The 21,840-nt window shown below is 36.6% G+C and carries 19 protein-coding genes and 1 tRNA gene; 15 read left to right on the top strand and 5 right to left on the bottom strand.

Features of this window, described 5'->3' with window-relative positions; translation table 11 throughout:
• The first annotated feature begins 16 nt into the window (after positions 1-16).
• From AVL50_RS06025 to pheS, 7 genes are all read left to right on the top strand, one after another.
• Entirely contained in the window at positions 17-385 is a 369-nt protein-coding gene (locus AVL50_RS06025) for a hypothetical protein (RefSeq protein ID WP_157491168.1), read from the top strand.
• A gap of 113 nt (positions 386-498) precedes the next feature.
• Positions 499-1,407, top strand: coding sequence for a bifunctional enoyl-CoA hydratase/phosphate acetyltransferase (locus AVL50_RS06020; protein ID WP_062615582.1), 909 nt, complete (start codon positions 499-501; stop codon positions 1,405-1,407).
• 3 nt (positions 1,408-1,410) lie between these two features.
• Positions 1,411-2,490 carry a butyrate kinase gene (buk, locus tag AVL50_RS06015; protein ID WP_062615581.1) on the top strand — a complete coding sequence of 360 codons (1,080 nt, stop codon included), beginning with the start codon at positions 1,411-1,413 and terminating at the stop codon, positions 2,488-2,490.
• A gap of 3 nt (positions 2,491-2,493) precedes the next feature.
• Positions 2,494-3,678 carry a hypothetical protein gene (locus tag AVL50_RS06010; RefSeq protein WP_062615580.1) on the top strand — a complete coding sequence of 395 codons (1,185 nt, stop codon included), beginning with the start codon at positions 2,494-2,496 and terminating at the stop codon, positions 3,676-3,678.
• Between the two features lie 10 nt (positions 3,679-3,688).
• Positions 3,689-3,937, top strand: a complete 249-nt coding sequence (locus AVL50_RS06005) for a DUF4177 domain-containing protein (protein WP_062615579.1) — start codon at positions 3,689-3,691, stop codon at positions 3,935-3,937.
• Positions 3,938-4,857: 920 nt separating this feature from the next.
• A complete protein-coding gene (locus AVL50_RS06000; protein ID WP_062615578.1) occupies positions 4,858-5,322 on the top strand; it encodes a peptidylprolyl isomerase in 465 nt (154 codons plus the stop codon).
• 246 nt (positions 5,323-5,568) lie between these two features.
• On the top strand, positions 5,569-6,588 hold the full coding sequence (gene pheS / locus AVL50_RS05995) for a phenylalanine--tRNA ligase subunit alpha (protein ID WP_044210091.1): 1,020 nt from the start codon (positions 5,569-5,571) through the stop codon (positions 6,586-6,588).
• Between the two features lie 202 nt (positions 6,589-6,790).
• Here pheS and AVL50_RS05990 read toward each other — a convergent pair whose 3' ends face one another.
• Positions 6,791-7,324: an acyl-CoA thioesterase gene (locus AVL50_RS05990; RefSeq protein ID WP_062615577.1), complete on the bottom strand. Its 534-nt coding sequence runs from the start codon at positions 7,322-7,324 to the stop codon at positions 6,791-6,793.
• 153 nt (positions 7,325-7,477) lie between these two features.
• Here AVL50_RS05990 and AVL50_RS05985 point away from each other — a divergent pair.
• Positions 7,478-7,548: transfer RNA gene (locus AVL50_RS05985), tRNA-Cys, on the top strand.
• Positions 7,549-7,772: 224 nt separating this feature from the next.
• Here AVL50_RS05985 and AVL50_RS05980 read toward each other — a convergent pair.
• A complete protein-coding gene (locus AVL50_RS05980; RefSeq protein ID WP_062615666.1) occupies positions 7,773-8,552 on the bottom strand; it encodes an SDR family oxidoreductase in 780 nt (259 codons plus the stop codon).
• Positions 8,553-9,193: 641 nt separating this feature from the next.
• Between AVL50_RS05980 and AVL50_RS05975 the strand changes: the two genes are divergently transcribed.
• From AVL50_RS05975 to AVL50_RS05950, 6 genes are all read left to right on the top strand, one after another.
• Complete coding sequence (locus tag AVL50_RS05975; protein ID WP_062615576.1) at positions 9,194-10,444, top strand: c-type cytochrome; 1,251 nt, start codon at positions 9,194-9,196, stop codon at positions 10,442-10,444.
• A 60-nt stretch (positions 10,445-10,504) separates the two neighbouring features.
• On the top strand, positions 10,505-13,723 hold the full coding sequence (locus tag AVL50_RS05970) for a TAT-variant-translocated molybdopterin oxidoreductase (protein ID WP_062615575.1): 3,219 nt from the start codon (positions 10,505-10,507) through the stop codon (positions 13,721-13,723).
• A gap of 75 nt (positions 13,724-13,798) precedes the next feature.
• Complete coding sequence (gene nrfD / locus AVL50_RS05965; protein ID WP_044210028.1) at positions 13,799-15,226, top strand: NrfD/PsrC family molybdoenzyme membrane anchor subunit; 1,428 nt, start codon at positions 13,799-13,801, stop codon at positions 15,224-15,226.
• A gap of 14 nt (positions 15,227-15,240) precedes the next feature.
• Positions 15,241-15,855, top strand: a complete 615-nt coding sequence (locus AVL50_RS05960) for a DUF3341 domain-containing protein (RefSeq protein ID WP_062615574.1) — start codon at positions 15,241-15,243, stop codon at positions 15,853-15,855.
• Positions 15,856-15,885: 30 nt separating this feature from the next.
• Positions 15,886-16,581, top strand: a complete 696-nt coding sequence (locus AVL50_RS05955) for a cytochrome c (RefSeq protein ID WP_062615573.1) — start codon at positions 15,886-15,888, stop codon at positions 16,579-16,581.
• Positions 16,582-16,619: 38 nt separating this feature from the next.
• Entirely contained in the window at positions 16,620-17,966 is a 1,347-nt protein-coding gene (locus AVL50_RS05950; RefSeq protein ID WP_062615572.1) for a hypothetical protein, read from the top strand.
• 62 nt (positions 17,967-18,028) lie between these two features.
• Here the strand turns inward: AVL50_RS05950 and AVL50_RS05945 are convergent, their stop codons facing one another.
• Positions 18,029-18,628, bottom strand: a complete 600-nt coding sequence (locus AVL50_RS05945) for a hypothetical protein (protein WP_157491167.1) — start codon at positions 18,626-18,628, stop codon at positions 18,029-18,031.
• Between the two features lie 497 nt (positions 18,629-19,125).
• Here AVL50_RS05945 and AVL50_RS05940 point away from each other — a divergent pair, with 497 nt between their 5' ends.
• Positions 19,126-19,752 carry a hypothetical protein gene (locus AVL50_RS05940; protein ID WP_062615570.1) on the top strand — a complete coding sequence of 209 codons (627 nt, stop codon included), beginning with the start codon at positions 19,126-19,128 and terminating at the stop codon, positions 19,750-19,752.
• Between the two features lie 171 nt (positions 19,753-19,923).
• On the opposite strand, the gene AVL50_RS05935 is transcribed toward AVL50_RS05940, so the two are convergent.
• The gene (locus AVL50_RS05935) at positions 19,924-20,589 is read right to left on the bottom strand and encodes a hypothetical protein (protein WP_062615569.1); all 666 of its coding nucleotides are present in this window, start codon (positions 20,587-20,589) and stop codon (positions 19,924-19,926) included.
• A gap of 123 nt (positions 20,590-20,712) precedes the next feature.
• Positions 20,713-21,840 carry an alpha/beta hydrolase-fold protein gene (locus AVL50_RS05930; protein WP_063850567.1) on the bottom strand — a complete coding sequence of 376 codons (1,128 nt, stop codon included), beginning with the start codon at positions 21,838-21,840 and terminating at the stop codon, positions 20,713-20,715.

The raw sequence follows: 21,840 nt of genomic DNA, 5'->3' as shown, positions 1-21,840 counted from the left end.
CATGAAAATCAACCAAATGAAAACACTCCATTATCTTTTAATTACAGTATTTTTCTGCTTCGCTTATGGATGTAAATCACACCAAGTTCAGATTGTAGGAGGGGACAGTCAAGGGCAAGTTGTTGCAGACGATAATAGTTTGCATGTAACGCCGGGTACTTGTGTTTTTTATGGAGAGGTGTTGATGATTGAAGGCGGAGGGGTGATCTTCTTTGTGAAATCACTTGACGGTTGTGGACCGGGTGTAACAAGGTACCCAAAGGTGGGAACAAAGTTATCTGCTCGATTTAGAGGCGAGATACCATGTCAAGTAGGAGAACATGTACAGGTGAAAGTTTCTGAATTTGAAAAAGCGTATTCAATTTTAGAAGTAATACCTTTGTAGACAGTGTCTTAAAAGTTGTAAATTGCGAAACCATATACAGTCAAACCATTTGTAGCACTTACAAGCAGAGGTTTGATTTACCATACATATATACATACTAACCATTATTTATTATGCTTAAGAGTATTTCTGAACTAGTTGATATTTTAAATGCTCAAACGGCCAAACGTAGATTAGTTTTATGTGCAGCTGCAGATGACAACGCATTAGAGGCAGTGCATAAAGCTTACAAAGCCAACATCATCGAACCTGTTTTGGTGGGTAACAAACATGACATCCAAAACGTTTGTAATGAACTTAACATTTCTTTCGGAGAGGAAGTAGAAATTTTTCATGCTATTGATGTAAAAGAAATGGTTAAAACATCCGTTTCATTAATTCATGATGGAAAAGCTGATTTTTTAATGAAAGGACACTTGTCAACAGCCGAACTGATGAGAGGCGTTTTGAACAAGGATTGGGGCTTAAAGAAGAGCAGGGTTATCTCTCACCTCGCATTATTTGATCTTCCTGCTTATCACAAACCTTTAGCACTGACAGATGTAGCCATGAACATTGCTCCTGACTTGGAGACAAAGATTGGTATTTTGAACAACGCCATTGATTTCCTGAGAAAAATTGGAATTCAGAAGCCTAAAGTGGCAGCGCTTGCCGCTGTTGAGATGGTCAATGAAAAAATGCCAGCTACATTAGATGCTGCATTATTGACTATTATGGCCAACAGAGGTCAGATCAGAAATTGTGAGATTGATGGTCCATTGGCTTTTGATAATGCGATTAGTCAAGAATCATCGTCACATAAAGGTATTAAGGGGGTGGTAGCAGGTGATGCAGATTTATTATTGGTGCCAGATATTGAAGCCGGTAATGTGTTGTATAAAGCGTTTGTATTCTTTGCGAGTGCAAAAGTGGCTTCCATTATTTTAGGTGCAAAAGCACCCATTGTATTGACTTCAAGAGCTGACTCAATGGAGACAAAACTAAACAGTATCCGTTTGGCGGCCGCATCAATTGAATTTTAAACTATGAATAACAGAATCTTAGTGATAAACCCTGGATCTACATCCACAAAAGTGGCTGTTTTTGAAGGGAACAAAGAAATTATAGAAAAGACTTTAAGGCATTCATCGGAAGAACTGTCAAAATATCAGGAAGAAGAAGCACAACTTAATTTCAGAAAGGAAAAAGTGCTTTCATTCTTAAAAGAGGAAGGCATCGCTCTAGAAAGTCTTGATATTGCTATGGCAAGAGGAGGTTTGAGTAAACCCATTTCTTCGGGCGTTTATTTGGTAGACAATAACTTGCTGCATGATTTGAAGGAAACGCCAAAGAAGCATGCAAGTAATTTTGCCGCTAAAATTGCATTTGATATCGCTTCTCCTTTAAAAATAAAAGCATGTATTGCAGATCCTGTGGTAGTAGATGAACTATCAGATATAGCACGTATGTCTGGGCATCCCAAATTTCCTAAATCTTCTGTATTTCATGCTTTAAACCAAAAGGCAATTGGCAGGGAACATGCATCAAGAGAAGGAGCAAATTATGAAGATCTTAATCTGATCATTGCTCACCTTGGTGGAGGAATTTCTGTAGCGGCACATGCCAAAGGGCAAGTCATTGATGTGAATCAAGCTTTGGATGGATCAGGTCCTTTTTCACCGGAAAGAAGTGGTTCATTGCCTGTAGGCGATATTATCAGAGCGGCATTCAGCGGCGCTTATACTCAACAGCAGATGATGGAAATGCTGGTAGGAAAAGGTGGAATGTTTGCCTATTTAGGGACTATTGATGCTAAAAAGGTAGAAGAATTAGCCATCGAAAAACCTTCCAAAGAAAGAGAAGTAATGGAAGCGATGATCTATCAAATCTCAAAAGAAATAGCTTCTTTGGTAATACCATTAGAAAATAAAGTGGATGGGATTTTATTAACAGGTGGATTGGCCTATGGTAAATGGTTGACTGATAAAATTAAAAATAAAGTTGATTATATTGCCCCTGTTCATGTTTATCCAGGAGAAGATGAGATGAAAGCCCTTGCTATGAATGGGCTGAGAGTTTTGAATGGAGCAACAACACCAAAGTTATACGGAGAGACAATTTTCTAATATATGATCAATCAGGCTACAAAACAATTTATTCTGGAGCATGAAAATGAAGATCCATCAAAAGTGATTTTCAAAGCCGCGTCTTTAGAAGGAGTAGATGGTAAAATTGCAGCGCATCAAATTACATCAAGACAAAAAGCAAAGAAAAAGCTGCCGACTTGGTATGCCAATGAAAATATTATCTACCCCAATAAAATTCCATTAGAGCAAAGTTCATCTGAACAAACTGCAAAGTTCAAAGCAAGCATTTTAAAAGGAGAAATACTGGCTGACCTTACGGGAGGAATGGGTATTGATGATTGGGCTTTTTCGGATGTTTTTCAAAAAGTATATTACTATGAACGTCAAGAGGACTTAGCGGAGATTGCAAAGCTCAATTTCACTGCATTGGAGAAAAATAATATTGAAGTGAATGCTGGAGATAGTGTGGAGTGGTTGCGTACTCACGCCTCAAAACTGACGGCAATTTACCTTGATCCCGCTCGAAGAGATGCACAGAATAATAAAATGGTCGGTATATCTGACTGTGAGCCTGACGTTATAGCATTAAAAGAATTGCTTTTTGAAAAAGCAGATAAAATACTAGTGAAACTGTCTCCAATGATTGATATCAAGCAAGGAGTGAGAGAATTGGGGTCAGTTTCGCATGTTTTTGTGATTTCAGTCGAAAATGAGTGCAAGGAGGTATTGTTCTTGATAAATAAGAATTATGATGATAATACTTTGATTCATTGTGTAGATTTCCCTAAAAACCAATCCAAAACTGAATTCCTATTTCAACTGGAAGAAGAGGAATATCAGAAAGTAGAACTAGCAACCGCATTAGAGCAGTTTTTATATGAACCGAATGCCGCAGTGATGAAAGGAGGAGGTTTTAAGAGTATAGCACAGCAGTATGAATTAAAAAAGTTGGGGACGAATTCCCACCTTTACACATCACAAAAATTAGTGGAAGATTTCCCAGGACGTAAATTTAAAATTAAAGCCAAATCTCAAGTACAGAAGAAAGCTTTACAAAAATTACTTCCCGGAATGAAAGCAAATTTAACAGTAAGAAATTTCCCTCAAACTGTGGATCAATTGAGGAAAAAACTTAAATTGAAAGAGGGCGGAAATGATTACATATTTGCAACCACTGTAATGAGTGACGAAAAAGTGTTATTATTGTGCGAACGAATTAATAAATAAACCTATAATTATGTACAAGACTGTTCATTTAAAAACAAAAAAAGAGTCAAGAAGAACAACCTCTGATAGATTGCGTTCAGTGAAAGTAAGCGGTGAAGAAACATCTGCTTCTGTAGACGAATGCATTCAGGCACATGCTGCTGAAGGTTTTAAGTTAGTAAGCATTACGCCATTGGTTTCTGCAAGCTCAAGTAATGTTGGTACAGGTGGCTGGGGTTTCAGCTACACTGAAGGTTTAGTTATTGTCTTTGAAAAGTAACCAAAAACAACATCTATTCTTTCTGTATCTGATTTTTAGCATTAATGATAGTATGGAATTAATGTAAAATAGAAAATCAACATCGCTATTAAATTGTATCATTCACCAATGTGATATAAATCCAGATATTTTCTATTCAACTTTTTTTGGAAAAGCTTAGAATCAATTTTGATGATTTTAAGCTTTTCTTTTTTTCAGTATTTCCTATGCTGTAAATGAAATGACTATCAATTTTCAATCTATATTTCTACACGTTTTGTACGTTCTACTTTCAAGCTGTCCTCTTCTTCATTTTTGTCTTGAAACAAAAACGAAGCAAAAAATTCAAGGCTTAGAAGTCAAAAGCTAAATTCCATTCCTTTCGCCTAAATGATTTTAAACTCGCTTCCTCTTCTTCATTTTTGTCTTGAAACAAAAACGAAGCAAAAAATTCAAGGCTTAGAAGTCAAAAGCTAAATTCCATTCCTTTCGCCTAAATGATTTTAAACTCGCTGCGCTCAAACAAGAAAATCATTTTTAACGGCTCACTCCATGAAATTCTTAACGCTTTTCCCTTCAAGGCCGGGGGAGGTACAGCATAATGGTTGACTGATTGCTAATCAAAAGGAAAAAACACTGGTAAGAACGTTAGGCGTTAGCATCATTCTTCCTCTATTGATCTCCAGAAATCTCTTGATTTTCAAAACTATAAATGTTCTGAAACTTAGTTTCAAGTCTATTACTTTTCATCTCAAATAACTACTCTCTTAACCACTTAGAAGATCGAAAAACAACCACTCACTTACTATTATTTATAAATGAAATATAATCTGAGCAAACTCTTTTAAATATCTTTTAATAAGATCTTGTTTACTATCAACATCTTAGTAACTTTGCGTCCCTAGAGCGTAGGTTCGCTCTTTAAGTTAAAAGATAATACAATGTCAGTAGCAAAAAAAGGTGATAAAGTAAAAGTGCACTATGTTGGTACTTTAAACGACGGTTCTCAATTTGATTCTTCAGTAGAGCGCGGTGAGCCTATCGCATTTACATTAGGTGCGGGACAAATGATCCCAGGTTTCGACGCAGCTGTAGATGGTATGAAAGTAGGTGAGAAGAAAACTGTAAACATCCCTTCTGACCAAGCTTACGGTCCTGCTAGAGAAGATTTAATCATCGAATTCAAGCGTAGCGATATTCCTGCAGATATGAACCCTAACGTAGGTGACCAAATCGGTCTTCAAAGCCCACAAGGTCCAATTCCTGCAACAGTAGTTGAATTAACTGAAGAGATCATCAAAGTTGATGCTAACTCTCCAATGGCAGGTAAAGATCTTAACTTTGACATCGAGTTAGTTGAGGTTTGTGATGCAGATTCTTGTGAAGACGGAAACTGTAACTGCTAATTTGTAGTTCAATACAGATATAAACTTTATAAAAAAGCACCTTTTCGAGTTATCGGAAAGGTGTTTTTTTGTTATCAATTGGCAACATGAGGATAAATTTGGCCGATTATCGTCTTTTTATGATTTTACTCGTGTAATAGGTGAATAAAGTTATTAAATTTGCAGATTGAAAAGGAAGAGCATATTCTTCCCAAAAGAATTTGATTATAGATGGGGGTATCCTCATTGTCAATATATTTAGAAATTATGCTTGAGCAGATTAAAAAAATCGAAGAACAAATAGAGAAAGCAACAGCTCAAACGAAAGAAGAGTTGGAAGCATTCCGCGTAGGTGTAGTAGGTAGAAAAGGTATTATTGCAGATCTTTTTTCTAAAATGAAAGAAGTGGCTCCAGAGGAAAGAAAAACTTTTGGACAAACTGTAAATGCATTAAAAAATGCTGCTCAAGAGAAGTTTGACGAATTACAAACAGCTTTAGAGGATTTACAGGCAGATGATATCAACCATCATGACCTTACACTTCCAAATATTCCTAACGAGATGGGTGCTGTTCACCCGATCACGAAAGTACGTGAGGAAATCAACAGAATTTTCGAACGTATTGGTTTCAATATCTCTGAAGGACCAGAAGTGGAAGATGATTGGCACAACTTCTCTGCATTGAACTTCCCTCCAAACCACCCGGCGAGAGAAATGCAGGATACTTTCTTCATTGAGAAAGATCCAGATATTGCACTTCGTACACACACTTCATCAGTGCAAGTTCGTGTAATGGAAAACCAAAAGCCTCCATTCCGTACTTTATCTCCTGGTAGAGTATACAGAAACGAGACAATTTCCGCTCGTGCACACTGTATCTTCCACCAAGTAGAAGGTTTGTATGTAGATAAAAATGTATCTTTCAAAGATCTTAAAGATACTTTATACTACTTCGCAAAAGAATTCTTCGGTCCAAACACAAAAATCCGTTTAAGACCATCTTACTTCCCATTCACTGAACCATCAGCAGAATTAGACGTTTCTTGTTCAGTTTGTGGCGGTAAAGGATGTAACATCTGTAAGTACTCAGGATGGGTAGAAATCGGTGGTTGTGGTATGGTAGATCCTAACGTATTGAAAGCGTCAGGTATCGATCCAGAAGAATACACAGGTTTCGCCTTCGGTATGGGTATCGAGCGTATGACCATGTTGAAATACAAAATCAATGACCTTCGCTTGTTCACAGAAAACGACCTTCGTTTCTTAGGACAGTTCAAAGGACTTTAATTTGAGTTAAGAGTTAAGAGTTAAGGTTCTCTTATTCTTTAATTTCGAGGCTCTCCTTATATATTAAATCCCCAATTATTCTGTATCAAACCAGAGTAATTGGGGATTTTCTTTTTAATAAAAAGCCTTAAGCTCGCTGTCATGAACCAAAGAAGCCATATCTTTCTTACCTCTTACCTCTTACCTCTTACCTCTTACCTCTTCATTCTTCATTACTCATCCCATCCTTCATCATTTGATGCAGTGATTTCGCGTCTTTCGGCTTCATTCTTCCCGCCATCATTAATCTTACCTCTCTTCTTTGTAATGCCCCATCGTATAGTTTTTTCTCACTATCGGTTTCAGGGACAATTTTAGGAACAATAATAGGTCTTCCAGTTTGATCAACGGCCACAAAAGTAAAGAAGGCTGTATTGGTTTCTACTTTAGTGCCATTGGGAATATTTTCACTCCATACTCTAATAAATACTTCCATTGAGGAGTTAAATGCTCTTGTGACTTTAGCTTCTAATGTTACGGTGTCTCCAAGTTTAGGAGAATATTTAAAAGAAACATTATCTACTGAGGCAGTAACCACAACTCTGTTGGAGTGCTTTTGCGCAGAAATAGCGGCAACCACATCCATAAGGTGAAGTAATCGGCCTCCCATTAAATTATGTAAGGGGTTGGTATCATTGGGAAGGACCATTTCCGTGCTAATAACGAAGGAATCCTTTGGGAACTTTTCTAATTTCATGTGTTTATATCTAATGTTAGAACAGAATGGAAAGTTAATGATATTTTAATTGTATGTTTTATAGATACTTAAATTTTATTTAGAGATTTTTTTCTCAAATTGTTTTGCAAGTAAAAAATCATGTGCTACTTTTGCATCGTCTTAAAGAAACAGGGTGCCATGGCCGAGTGGCTAGGCATCGGTCTGCAAAACCGCGTACGGCGGTTCGAATCCGCCTGGCACCTCTAAAAGGTCAAGATTTTAATTAATCTTGGCCTTTTTTTATGCTTGAATTTACATGAAAAACCCTATCCCCAATTATGATATTGAAGATAGGGTCAATTAAATAAAGCTGTATGAAGAAAAGAAAGAATATGTTTTAAGTAAAAAGAAAAACTTTGCTGAAATGCTCAATATGCCATATCTTTCTTAACTCTTAACTCTTAACTCTTAACTCTTAACTCAAAAACTAATTCGTCTCCTGCATCTGACGAACCTGTTTTAAAATAATTTTCTTAGGTGTAAGAGGAGCAAAAGCTGTCATGATTTTCTGAGAAGTAGTTAAACCAGAAATTACATCCAATTTCCCTTTCATCATTCCATTATATCCGTCTAATGCCACTTTGTACGCACTAGCTGTTTTATTGAATAAAGAAGTTTTATCCATTCCTGAAACTTTACCAAATTCAGTGGCTGTAGCGCCAGGTAGAAGGGCTGTTACAGTAATATTAGTATCATGAAGTTCTTCAGCTATTGCGTTACTGAAAAAAGTAACATAAGCTTTGGTAGCATAATAAACTGCTTGAAGCGGACCAGGAATCAAACTTGCAGTTGAAGAGACATTAAGCACTCTACCACTATTTCTTTTGACCATATCAGGTAGGAAAAAGCGAGTCAAAGCTGTAAGTGCAGTAATATTGAGGTTGATCATTGCAAGATCCTTTTCCCATTCTCTTTCGTGGAACTTACCAACTCCACCAAAACCAGCATTATTGATAAGATACTCCACTGTGATAAGCTTTGATTTTACCTCTTTGTAAATTTCCTGAGCTGATTCAAGCTTAGTAAGGTCTTTAGCAATTACTTTAACCGATATTCCATATGTTTGTTCTAATTCATTTTTCAGTGCAATCAATTTATTTTCACTTCTTGCTACAATGACTAAATCGCCCCCCTTTTGAGCGTGAATTTTTGCAAACTCTTTACCAATTCCTGAAGATGCTCCTGTGATTAATGCTACGTTTTTCATGATGATTAATTTAGATGAATTTATTTTGTCTCTGACTACAATACAAATGTCATTATCATATCTATTACTTAATAACACAAATTCCTTAACCTTAAACACAAATCACTTTTTACAATAAGGAAAAGATGATCTAATACTCTTTTTTGGGGAAGCCGAGGTCCTATTCTGAATGGAAAAGTATTTTCAGTGAGATTGTTAGGATATATTATTAAGGATCAAATGAAGGTTGATATCATTCGGAAATCTTTTATTAAATAAATTTCAACCGGTTCAGAACAAATTTCATTAACAGTGGATTGTAAATATTGATTGATAAAAAAGTTATTATCTATCAATGCAATGTTTTCATTTATTGTGAATATTAACACCTGTTAAAATATTAAGCTGACGAGAGTTAAGGGCAAAAAGATGTCTAATGTCACTTTTTTTTGTAATTTGGAATGATTATAAATAATGATTTATTGAATTTTACCTGTATTAAATCGTTGATATATAGTGTTTTGTGGGTTAAATTTTGTATTTTTTAATAGATCGTCTGTTTTGATGCCAAGTTTGAAATATGTCCATCCCGTATTAGCTTTGCAGTCGAATGTACAATTGCATATTTCATCTAATTTTTTAGTATACAAAACTTCAATGGTATGAGTATCGGCAGAAGTGTATTAAGGTTGCGCTACACATTGGCTGTGGTGTGCGGTTTACTGCTAACAAGCGTAACAGCGTTTGCACAAGGAGACGGCATTCCCACTGATGAAGCGTCGATCTCGGCCGGGATGGAGCTTTTCGATGGCAACTGCTCTTCCTGTCACCAAGTACACGAAAAAGGCGTCGGGCCGGCGCTTAAAAATGTTTATGAGCGTCGTGATGTTAAATGGTTAACGAGCTTTATTAAGCACCCAGGCAAAACAATTGAAAGTGGCGATGCATACGCAGTAGCTCTTTATGATAAGTTTAAGCCTACAATTATGCCTAACCAAGATCTTTCAGATGCAGAGATCTTACAGGTTTTAGCATATGTAAAGGATGCGACAATAAAAGGACCGGCAAAACCAGAAGCAGCTGCTGATGTAGCAGGCGCAGGAGCAACAGCTCCACAAGAGGGTATGGTAGTTAGTTCTAACTTATTAGTTGGAGTAATTATCGGCCTATTAGTGTTATTAAGTATTGTTTTAATTGTATTAGTAGTATTAGCTAATGTTTTAACGCAGTATTTAAGACAACAAAAAGGACTAGACGAAGACGACACAGCTTACATTAACGAAAAATTCAGCTTAGCTGCGATTTTCAAAAGCCAAGTTTTCATCGGAATGTCTTCTTTTGTATTCGTAATGATTGTAGCTAAAGTAACTATTGATTCTTTATTCGCAGTCGGAGTACAACAAGGATATGCTCCAGATCAACCTATCCAATTCTCACACAAACTTCACGCAGGGTATTACGAAATTGATTGTAAGTACTGTCACACAGGTGTAGAAAAGTCTAAGAATGCCAACATTCCTTCAGCGAACATCTGTATGAACTGTCACAACAGTATCCGTCAGAATTCTCCAGAAATTCAAAAAATCTATGCGGCGATTGAAAACAACGAACCTATTCAGTGGGTACGTGTTCACAACTTGCCTGATTTAGCGTATTTCAACCACTCACAACACGTGAAAGTTGGTGGAGTTGAATGTCAGACATGTCACGGTGAAATCGAGAAAATGGAAGTAGTACAACAACACTCATTATTAACAATGGGTTGGTGTATTGACTGTCACCGTCAGACAGATGTAAACGCAAAAGGTAATGCGTATTATGACAAAATGGTAGAAATGCACGAAGCTACTTCTAAGGATCCAATGAAAGTAAAAGACATTGGTGGTTTAGAATGTGCAAAATGTCACTATTAATTTGTCGCTTTTTGAACCTTTTGTTCACTAAGCTTTCAACAATTTTCTACATATAGAGAAATGGCAAAGAAAGAATATTGGAAAGGCGTCGAACAACTAACGAACGACCCTGAGTTTGTAAAATATGCGGAAAAAGAATTCCCTCAGCATCTAACTATCAAAGATGCTTACGGAGATAATACGGAGGGTGAATTCAAAAGCAACAGACGAGACTTCTTAAAAGTAATGGGATTCTCAGTAGCTGCAGTTTCTTTAGCAGCATGTGAAGCTCCAGTGAAGAAGGCGATTCCTTACTTAAACAAGCCAGAAAACATTGATCCAGGTGTAGCAAACTATTACGCTTCTACATTTTTCAATGGTTCTGATGCAATGCCTGTAGTAGTGAAAACAAGAGAGGGTAGACCTATCTTCATTGAAGGTAACACTTTCTCAGCGTACTCTCAAGGTGCAATCACTGCTCGTGCAAACGCGTCAATCATGGGCTTATATGATGAGGAAAGAGCTAAGGCTCCTTCTAAAGGTGGTGCTGCCACTACTTGGAAGAAAGCTGATGCTGAAATCATCAAAGGTTTAGCTGCCGCAGGAAAAGTAGCAGTAGTATCAAATACTATTGTATCTCCATCTACAAAGAAAGTTTTAAATCAATTTGCAGGTAAGTACAATGCTGACTTGGTAACTTATGACCAAGACAACAACTCTGCAATTATTGAAGCAAATAAAGCACAATTTGGTAAAGCTGTAGTTCCATCATACGCTTTGGATAAAGCAGATGTGATCGTAAGTTTTAATGCTGATATCTTAGGTAACTGGGTTGCTCCAGGTGTTTTATCACAAGATTTCGCTAAAAACAGAAAAGTAGGACCTAATAAGAAGAAAATGTCTCAAGTATTCAGTTTTGAGACAATGCTTACTATTACTGGTGCTGCTGCGGACTACCGTTCACCATTAAAACCTTCTCAAGAAGGTGTAGCTGTAGCTGCTCTTTACAATGCAATCGCTAAAGCAACTGGAAATACTACTGTAAAAGGTACATTGAAAGACGCTAACATTGCTCGTGCAGCGAAAGCTTTATTAAAAGCAAAAGGTAAATCAGTTGTAGTTTCAGGTATTAATGATGTTAACGTTCAGCTTTTAGTGAACGGTATCAACCAAATGCTTGGTAACTATGGTAAAACAGTTGATTTAAATACTCCTCTTTACACTCGTCAAGGTAGCGATGTTCAGATGAATGCATTTGTTGATGCATTGAAAGCTGGAAAATACGGTGCTGTAATCTTCTATAACTGTAACCCAGTTTACGATTACGCTAGAGGTAAAGAAATTGCAGCAGGTATCAAAAAGGCGAAATTGTCAGTTGCGACAAACGACCGTTTAGATGCTACTGCTAAACTTTGTACTTTCAATACTCCTGATAAGCACTTCTTGGAGTCTTGGAATGATGCAGAGTACAAGAGAGGTTACTTCAGTGTTGCTCAACCAACAATCAATACTATTTTTGATACACGTCAAGCTCAAGATTCATTCTTAGCATGGGCAGGTAGCGAAGAAGAGTATGATGACTTAGTGAAATCATTCTGGAAGAAAGACGTATTCGCGTTACAATCTAAGGAGTCTTCATCACAGTCATTCTGGGTAAGAGCATTACACAACGGTATCTTCGAAACAGAAAATACAGGTAGCTACAAGTCAATCCACGACACAGGTGCTGATAGCGTTGATTACTCAGCGTCATTCAACATAGCTGATGCAGGTGCGAAAGTAGCCGCTAAATATAGAACAACTTCAGAGTGGGAGTTTGTTGCTTATGCATCGACTGTAATGGGTTACGGTACATTAGCAAACAACCCTTACGTACAAGAAACTCCAGATCCAATCACTAAAGTGACTTGGGGTAACTTCGTAGCAATTACTCCTGAGGACGCTCGTTCATTAGACGTTCACAAAGAGTTTGAAACGAAGAAGAAAGTACTTAAGGTAGCAACGAAAGGTGGTAGCTTTGAATTACCAGTAATCATGCAGCCTGGTTTAGCAAAAGGTGTTGTTGCAGTTCCTCTAGGATACGGACAAACATCTTTAGGTAAGGTTGCTGAAGAAGCTGCTGGTTTCAATGCAATGTCATTATTGAGTGCTAAAGGTTTAACAAACTACTCGGTAACTTCAGGTGTTTCAGTTGAAGCAACTGATGCTTCAGTAGATGTTGCTCAAACTCAAACACACGAAACAATCATGTCACGTGAGTCGATTATCCAAGAGACTACACTTGCTCAGTATGTGAAAAACCCTGCTGCTGCTAGACATGACGTGATGATCAACACTTACTCTGGACCAGAGAAAGCAACGGATATTTCTGCTTGGGATATCAATAACAACGGTTACAAAGATGACCGCCATAACAAAAATGATGATAAGCCAGGTGCTGCATTATTATGGAACAGTGTTACTGGTACTAAAGCAGATGTTCACGAATACCCTAACCACCACTGGGGGTTAGCAATCGACTTGAACTCTTGTGATGGATGTTCAGCTTGTGTTACTGCATGTCATATTGAAAACAATGTGCCGATTGTAGGTAAGCAAGAAGTAATTAACCGTCGTGAAATGCACTGGTTGCGTTTAGACCGTTATTACAGCCAACGTCCAGAGGAGGAGTTTACTGAAGAAGAGAATGCATCAATGACGGATTATGCTAAGATGGAGCGTGCAGCACGTAACCCTGAGGTAGTATTCCAACCAATGATGTGTCAGCACTGTAACAACGCTCCTTGTGAGACTGTATGTCCAGTAGCTGCAACTTCGCACTCTTCAGAAGGTCTAAACCAAATGACTTACAACCGTTGTATCGGTACGAAATATTGTGCAAACAACTGCCCTTACAAAGTACGTCGTTTCAACTGGTTCAAATATCACAACAACGAAGAGTTTGACTATCACATGAACAACGATTTAGGTAAGATGGTGTTAAACCCAGACGTTACTGTTCGTTCTCGTGGTGTGATGGAAAAATGTTCTATGTGTGTGCAAAGAACGCAAGCAGGTAAATTGAACGCGAAGAGAGAAGGCCGTCCATTGGTTGACTCTGACGTTTCTACTGCATGTGCTTCTGCTTGTGCGAGCGGTGCGATCAAGTTTGGTGACTTGAACAATCCAGAATCAGAAGTTCGCCAACTATTAGAAGGTGAATTACATGAGCGTGCATACAATGTGTTAGATGAAATCAACACTCGTCCTAACGTTTACTACCTAGCGAAGGTGAGAAACAAAGACGAAAAGAACGCATAATTAAAGGATACCTTCGGAAGCAATTCAAAAGGTGTCCACTTTAAAATTAGTTATTCATACTCTACATAAGATAAAATGCAGATAGTATCGAAAGTCCGTGAACCACTGGTAACTGGTGGTAAAACATACAAGGACATAACAGAAGATGTCTGTCGACCAGTAGAAGCGAACCCTTCTAAGGGTTGGTTTGGAGGAATGGCGTTATCGTTATTCTTACTTCTTGCAGGTGGTTACTATTTAGGTGACATGCTGTGGAACGGTATTGGTCGTTGGGGTCTTAACAAGACAGTTCAATGGGCGTGGGATATTACCAACTTCGTATGGTGGGTAGGTATCGGTCACGCGGGTACACTAATCTCAGCGGTATTGTTGTTATTCCGTCAAAAATGGAGAACTTCAATTAACCGTGCAGCGGAAGCAATGACAATCTTTGCCGTAATCTGTGCCGCTATCTGGCCAGTAGTACACATGGGTCGTCCTTGGATTGGTGGTATTTGGGCATTGCCATTACCAAACACTTATGGTTCTCTTTGGGTGAACTTCAACTCACCACTACTTTGGGACGTATTCGCGATCTCGACGTATTTCTCAGTATCATTAGTATTCTGGTTTATTGGTCTTGTTCCTGACTTTGCTACAATCCGTGACCGTGCAATCAAGCCGATTCCTCGTTTGATCTACGGTGCTCTTTCAATGGGCTTCAACGGTTCAGCAAAAACTTGGATGCACTACGAAGCAGTTTCATTGATCTTAGCAGGTTTATCAACACCTCTAGTACTTTCAGTACACACCATCGTATCAATGGACTTTGCAACATCAGTAATTCCAGGATGGCATACAACAATCTTCCCTCCATACTTCGTAGCAGGTGCGATCTTCTCAGGTTTCGCTATGGTATTAACGTTGATGTTGGTGACGCGTAAGTTGTATAAATTAGAAGATTATATCACAATGGAGCACATCGAAATGATGTCACTAGTAGTAACAATTACTGGTTCTGTTGTAGGTATCGCATATATTACCGAATTCGTAATCGCATGGTACTCAGGCGTAGAATACGAACAATATGCATTCGTAAACCGTATGACTGGTCAATACTGGTGGGCATACTGGTCAATGATGGCATGTAACGTAATCTCTCCTCAGGTATTCTACGTGAAGAAATTAAGAACAAACATTCCGTTTATCTTCTTTATCTCAATCGTAGTAAATATTGGTATGTGGTTCGAGCGTTTCGTAATTATCGTAACGTCACTTCACCGTGATTACTTACCATCATCATGGTTGTACTTCAACCCTACAATCACTGACGTGATGTGTTATGTATTTACTTTTGGTTTATTCTTCACATTGTTCTTAGCATTTGCGAAGTACTTCCCAGTAGTAAACATGGCAGAGGTGAAATCAGTATTGAAAGATTCTGATTCTAAGGTGTACAAGTCTCGTCGTACTATCTCAAACGAAGTAGTACCTGAGGCAGATAGAGTTCCAGTTGATCTATAAAAAAGCATTTAGAGATGGAAAAAAACACAAATTATTTAGTAGGCGTTTTTGGTGATCAAGATATCTTGGTTAAAGCCGTAAAAGCTTTAAGAAAGAAAGGTGTGAAAATCTATGAGGTATTTACTCCGTATCCTGTTCACTTCTTAGAAGATGCATTAGGTTATAAGCGTTCTTGGATGCCAAGAGCAGCTTTCGGATTTGGAGCTCTAGGTACTACTTGTGCGATTTTATTACAATCGTGGATTATGGGTTATGAATGGCCTATGATCATTGGTGGTAAAGGATTTATTGCAATTCCTGACTTTGTGCCGATTACTTTCGAATTAACAGTATTATTCTCTGCATTCGGAATGGCGGGTTCATTCTTCGTTTCACAAGACTTGAAGCCACACAAAGTTCCTCAAATCTTCGACCGTCGTCAATCAGATGACAAGCATATCATGGCTATTGATTTAGCTAAGAATTCGCTTTCAGAAGATGAGCTTAAAACTTTATTGCAAGAAGTTGGTGCTGAAGAAGTAAACAACAAGAGTTTCACAGAAAGAGAAAAGAAAGCTTCTTTCTTCGATTATGTGTCAGACTTGTTTACGAAAGGCGTAACAGATTCTGCGAGAGAGTTAAAAGGTTAATGATCTTATCACGAAAAAACATTACGCAATATGCGAACGAATAAAGTTGTAATGAAAGCAATCGCGATAGGTGCAGCAGCATTGGCAATGACAGGATGTAAGATTCAAGGTGACGGTAACTTTACCGGTCTTGAATATGCACCTCAAATGTACCACTCAGTACCTTACGAGCCACTTTCACAGTTTACAGATGAGGACATCGCTGGAGGAGTATTAGAGCAATTCTACTACCCTGACTTTGTCAACTCGACACCTTACAATGATTACTACTCTGAAGGTAAAAAGAGAAAAATCAACGTTAAGGATCCAGTTGCTGGTACTGTAAAGCGTCAAAACTTTACAAAAGTAACTGGTCAAGCAGCACCTACTGCGGATCAAGCAATCCTTTATTATATGGAGGTTTCAAAAGATTCATTAGAGTGGGCAGCTGCTAACTTAAAAAATCCATTAGAAGCAACTCCTGCTGTATTAGCTCAAGGTGAGCACTTATTTACAGCTTACTGTATGCCTTGTCACGGTGAAAAAGGTGACGGTAAAGGTAAAGTAGGTAAAGTATACGGTGGTGTAGCTAACTTGAAAGGTAGATCGATCAAGAAAGCAACTGATGGACATATTTTCCACGTGATCACTCACGGTAAAGGAAATATGTGGCCTCACAAATCTCAGGTAAACCCTGAAGAGCGTTGGGCTATTGTTAAGTATGTTAGAAAACTTCAAGGAAACTAGATCGTCCCAACGATCTTAACTATATTAAATATAGAGATATGGCACACGTAGATGTAGATCTTAAAAATGTTCAAGAACAGTTTACTTTTGATGGTAAACTGAAGAAGAACGTGTTGCTCATCGGCGGTATCGGAGTGGTATTGTTCGTGTTGGGTGCGATCTTCTTGATGATGGGTGGTGGTCATGATGATCATCACGCAGCAGTACAGCATGCAACTGAGGTAGCTTCTGTTGCTTCAGATGGTGCTCACGGTGACGCTCATGGCGGAGGACACCACGGTGAATTCCACTGGTATCAGCGTATTATCGTAGATTTCTGGATGAGTGGAGTATTCTTCACAGGCGTAGCCCTGTTAGGTTTCTTCTTCTTTGCTCTTCAATATGTAGCGAACTCAGGTTGGCCTACATTAATCATGAGAGTAATGTTGAACTTCCGTCAGTTTATCCCAGTTGGTGGTATTGTATTATTGATTACTTTCTTAGTAGGTTCTCATACAATCTTCCACTGGACGCATGATGGAATTGCTGATCCTAACTCACCTACATATGATGCAATCATTGCAGGTAAAACAGATTTCTTAAACGTTCCTTTCTTCTTATTCAGAATGGTACTTTTCGTTTCAATTTGGACTTTCTTTGGGTTCATCTTGAACAAAGTAACTAAGGCTGAAGATCAAGATATGTCAGGAACAACGAAATACTTCAGAAAAGCACAAAGACTTTCAGTAGCTTTCTTAATTTTCTTCGGTATTTCTGAATCAATCACTTCATGGGATTGGATCATGTCAATCGACACGCACTGGTTCTCTACTCTATTCGGGTGGTACATCCTTGCAGGTTGGTTAGTAACTGCAGTGGCGTTCATGTCATTGTTTGTGTTGATCCTACAAGACATGGGTTATTTGAAATTAGTAAACGAGAACCACTTACATGACTTAGGTAAGTTCTTATTTGGTTTCTCTATCTTCTGGTCGTACTTATGGTTCTCTCAATTCTTATTGATTTACTATGCGAACATTCCAGAGGAAACAGTATACTTTATTGACCGTTTGAAGAGCGACACTTACGCTCCATTATTCTTCGGTATTTTAGTAACTAACTTCTTATTCCCATTCTTCGTATTAATGACTCGTGACGCTAAGCGTAAGACTATCATGATGAAAATTGTAGCAGTAGTTGTAATTTTCGGTCACTTCATGGAGTACTGCTTATTGATCGTTCCAGGTTCATTAAAAGAAAATGGAGGATTTGGTTTAACTGAAATTGGTACGGGTATGATTTTCTTATCGATCTTCTTATACTTGTATTTCACAGGTCTAAGTAAAGGCGGTTTGATCCCTCAAAACCACCCAATGTTAGAAGAATCAGTTCATCACCATACTTAGAAAGTGAGGAACTTCAAAATATTAAACCTCATATCCGAAAGGGTATGAGGTTTTTTCTTTTATTAATGAATTCTCATCCCAATACTCGCACCAAACATCGTATAAAAACCACCTGTTTTTTTTCTTGTTGATATATTATTCAACACCCTTTGACCTATATATAAATTTACGGTAGGAGTGACTTGAGGGATATTAAGGCCATTGAAGTCAACACCTACAGTTGCCCTGTACATAATACCTTCAAAATAGTTTTGCATAAAACAACCACCCAAGTCTAATTCAACAAAAAGACAATATTTGCTGTCAAAATCATCACCTGTTCTGAAATGTAGATAATAGGTATTCATTGGCCCTAAAATATCTTGCTCTACAAACTGTTGATGTTGATATCCTAACCCCACAAAAGAGGCACCGTCAATCATATAATTGAGTTGTAAGTCTAAACCATAAGATACAAATCCATGAGGGCGATCTTCTTCTCTTCTTTGATCTGGAGGTAAGTTGTGCCATTTGTCATCATCATCATCAAGAGGATCCCACTGAAAACCAATTTCACCAATACCTAGGGCTGTAAATTTTATTGATTTTAAAAAGGAGTTTTTTTCTTGGGCTAAAACTACAGATGAAGATAAAAAGAGTAATAAAAAAGTAAACGTTTTCATGAAGGTCATTAAAAGTATTCTAGATTGAAAATTAATATAAATAGATAGCTGTTTTAATGACAATTGGCACAATTATTTAATCAAATAAATAATCCTAAAAAATATAAAAAAAGTTTTATTTTAACTTTTTAATGTTACATTAAATAAACTGTTATATCATAGTGTATTTGGTACGTTTAATATTTTCCTCTATCTAGCTTTTTTTACAAAAAATTGAATTAATATGACGTGTTAAATATGTTTTTATCATTTTATTAATGATATGAGTGTTTCATTGAAATACTTATATTTTAAAATATGTTTTTTGACAGGTTTAAATATGGTGTAAAAAATTATATAAATGTGTTGATCGACATATTATAACTATTTCTCTACCTCTACCTTTGTCATGTATTCAATCACATACTAATGAGTATTCAAATTCAATTATTTAAGACAAAACATAGTGTTTCATTGCAGACAACTACTATTATTTCCCACTAATCACTCTAAATATTATGAAAAAACTAATCATCTTAAGCGCATTATTTATTGTATCGTTATCTAGCATTACAGCTTTAGCAAATGATTTTTATCTACCATTTAATGGAATCTCTTATTTTTTTAAGGCTTCCTTAAATGGTAAGGCTGTAAGTTTAATATTTGAAGATTTAAACGGAGAAGAAATTAACTTTAGAATATCTGATAAAGAAGGCAATATATACCATGAGAAAACAATAGTTTCTACAGGAAAAGTTAGAGAAGATATTAATTTGAAATCGCTTCCTGTTGGAAAGTTTATTTTTCAAATGAAGTTTGAAGATAAAATAATGACCCGTGAGTTTTTTGTGACTCCTTCCAAAACGGCAATTATGATGAATTATACTCTGACTTCTCAACAAGAAAAATTTGAAGTAGCAGTTAAGGATGAGGATCTATACTTAATGCTTGATACAAAAATAAAAGGCTTTGTGAAGCTGAAATTAATGGATGAATATGGTGAGACAATTTATTCTAACAAATTTCTAGCTGGAGCCAAAAAACATACTAAATATGAATTAAAAGACTTCCCTTCTGGAATATATATGATTGAACTTGAATTAGATGGTAAAAAATACACTGATTCATTTTCAGTAATAGAATAAAATTTTGCATACATACTGACCAATTCAATTATTGACCAACTTGAACTATACACTCAAGAAAAATTTGTTCAAGTAACACACTCATATAATTTACCTACAATTAATCGAATAATTAATTTTACGAAAAAAGGCTACCATTATTTTGGTAGCCTTTGTTGTATCAAAACTATTCTAAATTGTTGTTTTCATTTTTAGAATGTCCTTAAGTTCAATAATTTCTTTTTTCAAAATTTCAATCTCATCAAACATCTGATCGTATTGAGATTGATAATTATCGATTTCTTTTCTAATTCTATTGATATCATATTGGTACCATTCCTTTGTAGGATGTGAAGCTACAAGCTCATTATAGTCCTCTAGCTTATTTTGGTACTGTGCAATTAAGGAAGTTGTTTTCTTTTTACCTTCCATAGGTTTAATATACTTTCTATTGATAGTAAACTGAAGACCTTTGTCAGTTTGGAAAGTATAAGTGTGGTGGGAATGATTGATCAGTAGCACCGTTTCTCCTTCATCAAAATAATAATCTTTTTTGTCTACCTTATTGGTAATACTAATGTCTTTTTTGAAAATGCCAACAGCACTATTGATAGGGACTGCAGAGGAAAGGTACTGATGTATTGAGTCTCTTTCGTTTTCTATACTTCTGATTTCTCTTTCCAAACCATAAATCAGACTTTTGAAAGATACAGAGTCGATACTGAACTCCTTTTGTAAACTTTGTAGTTGATTCTCTTTCTCGGCTAATAATTTTTGATTGGTTCTGTAGTTCTGTGAATATAAACTTTGAGAAAAACAAAAGGATGAAAGGATGAGCAGTAGAAAATACTTTTTCATGTTCCTTATATTTTTTGATTGTAATGAATTCTAAGCACGAAAAGGGTAATTAAAGGAATACCCTTCCATTACAAAATTAAGGTAATAAAAGGGTTAATTGTTTGATTTGAAACTTATTATTTCTTAAAAAAACAATGAAATAGCATATGGAAAACGCTTTGCCCAGTCACTTTCAGAATGTCCAGCGCTTTTTTCAATAATAATATGAAGATCTTTGTTCTCTTTAAAGCCTATTTCTTTTAAGAAAGTTGACATTTTATCTACACCTTCCTGAAGTACTCTATCTACTTGCTTACCTCCATTATCAATGTAAAGTAAAATTTCCCTTTTGTTGTCTTTTCGTATGCTTTCTATAAAATCAAAATCCTCGTATTTAAATGCAGGAGACATACAAATTGCCCCTTTAAATAGATCAGGATACTCCCATACAATCATGAAACTAACCAATCCCCCCATCGAAGAGCCTGCAACTACTGTATTTTCCTTTTCTGGTTTCGTTCTGTAGTTATTGTCAATAAAGTTTTTCAAGTCAATAGCGATTGATTTACGGTATATTCTACCTTTTGAGGTATCTCCATAATCTTCAGTTCTGTCAGAAGTGCAATAAGACCCCACAATAATAATTTCTTTGAGCAGGTCTTTTTTGATTAAGCTATCGACTGTTTCATCTACTTGCCAATCTACTCCAAAAGAAGATGTTTTAGGATCAATGATATTTTGTCCATCATGCATATAAAGAACAGGATATCTTTTATTATTGTTTTTGTGATAGGATGGTGGTAACCAAACAATAATATCTCGGTCTAAAATCCCATCAATATGGAAATTTTTATGATATCGAACTTCTCCTGTGATCTGTCCTTGTGTGTTTTTTTCTTCCCCATCGGTCCATTTCTCAATAACTAAGTGAAATGTAGTATCTTTTTCTGGAACTAGAAATTCATCATTATTTCTTTCAATACCATTTTTACTTGCCGCTTGATATTTCCAATCTCCCTGAGTGAATTTAAATTCAAGAAGCTTTTGAGGTTCAACTTCATGGCTAAAAGTCCAATTCAGCTCGTTCACTTTTTTCATTTTGACCTGATTTGGATTCCAGTAACCTAAGAAGTCTTGATTTCCTACAATGTAAACCTCTTTCTCTATGGGATGGTTTAATTGTATATTCCAAGTCACAGTAACTTTATCCGAAGTGTTTTTACAGCCCATCAAGAGTAGACCGAAAAAAGTAATAAATAGTAAATTTTTCAT

This window comes from Flammeovirga sp. SJP92, from assembly GCF_001583495.1.
In the GTDB taxonomy this organism is placed as follows: Bacteria; Bacteroidota; Bacteroidia; order Cytophagales; family Flammeovirgaceae; genus Flammeovirga.
Note: the sequence above shows the minus strand (reverse complement) of the source record. Positions and strands in the feature narration are given on the sequence as shown.

What these genes read in the sequence shown, in the direction of transcription:
- AVL50_RS06025 (WP_157491168.1), top strand. Translation starts at nt 17, where the DNA reads ATGAAAACACTCCATTATCTTTTAATTACAGTATTTTTCTGCTTCGCT.
- AVL50_RS06020 (WP_062615582.1), top strand. Translation starts at nt 499, where the DNA reads ATGCTTAAGAGTATTTCTGAACTAGTTGATATTTTAAATGCTCAAACG.
- buk (WP_062615581.1), top strand. Translation starts at nt 1,411, where the DNA reads ATGAATAACAGAATCTTAGTGATAAACCCTGGATCTACATCCACAAAA.
- AVL50_RS06010 (WP_062615580.1), top strand. Translation starts at nt 2,494, where the DNA reads ATGATCAATCAGGCTACAAAACAATTTATTCTGGAGCATGAAAATGAA.
- AVL50_RS06005 (WP_062615579.1), top strand. Translation starts at nt 3,689, where the DNA reads ATGTACAAGACTGTTCATTTAAAAACAAAAAAAGAGTCAAGAAGAACA.
- AVL50_RS06000 (WP_062615578.1), top strand. Translation starts at nt 4,858, where the DNA reads ATGTCAGTAGCAAAAAAAGGTGATAAAGTAAAAGTGCACTATGTTGGT.
- pheS (WP_044210091.1), top strand. Translation starts at nt 5,569, where the DNA reads ATGCTTGAGCAGATTAAAAAAATCGAAGAACAAATAGAGAAAGCAACA.
- AVL50_RS05990 (WP_062615577.1), bottom strand. Translation starts at nt 7,324, where the DNA reads ATGAAATTAGAAAAGTTCCCAAAGGATTCCTTCGTTATTAGCACGGAA.
- AVL50_RS05980 (WP_062615666.1), bottom strand. Translation starts at nt 8,552, where the DNA reads ATGAAAAACGTAGCATTAATCACAGGAGCATCTTCAGGAATTGGTAAA.
- AVL50_RS05975 (WP_062615576.1), top strand. Translation starts at nt 9,194, where the DNA reads ATGAGTATCGGCAGAAGTGTATTAAGGTTGCGCTACACATTGGCTGTG.
- AVL50_RS05970 (WP_062615575.1), top strand. Translation starts at nt 10,505, where the DNA reads ATGGCAAAGAAAGAATATTGGAAAGGCGTCGAACAACTAACGAACGAC.
- nrfD (WP_044210028.1), top strand. Translation starts at nt 13,799, where the DNA reads ATGCAGATAGTATCGAAAGTCCGTGAACCACTGGTAACTGGTGGTAAA.
- AVL50_RS05960 (WP_062615574.1), top strand. Translation starts at nt 15,241, where the DNA reads ATGGAAAAAAACACAAATTATTTAGTAGGCGTTTTTGGTGATCAAGAT.
- AVL50_RS05955 (WP_062615573.1), top strand. Translation starts at nt 15,886, where the DNA reads ATGCGAACGAATAAAGTTGTAATGAAAGCAATCGCGATAGGTGCAGCA.
- AVL50_RS05950 (WP_062615572.1), top strand. Translation starts at nt 16,620, where the DNA reads ATGGCACACGTAGATGTAGATCTTAAAAATGTTCAAGAACAGTTTACT.
- AVL50_RS05945 (WP_157491167.1), bottom strand. Translation starts at nt 18,628, where the DNA reads ATGAAAACGTTTACTTTTTTATTACTCTTTTTATCTTCATCTGTAGTT.
- AVL50_RS05940 (WP_062615570.1), top strand. Translation starts at nt 19,126, where the DNA reads ATGAAAAAACTAATCATCTTAAGCGCATTATTTATTGTATCGTTATCT.
- AVL50_RS05935 (WP_062615569.1), bottom strand. Translation starts at nt 20,589, where the DNA reads ATGAAAAAGTATTTTCTACTGCTCATCCTTTCATCCTTTTGTTTTTCT.
- AVL50_RS05930 (WP_063850567.1), bottom strand. Translation starts at nt 21,840, where the DNA reads ATGAAAAATTTACTATTTATTACTTTTTTCGGTCTACTCTTGATGGGC.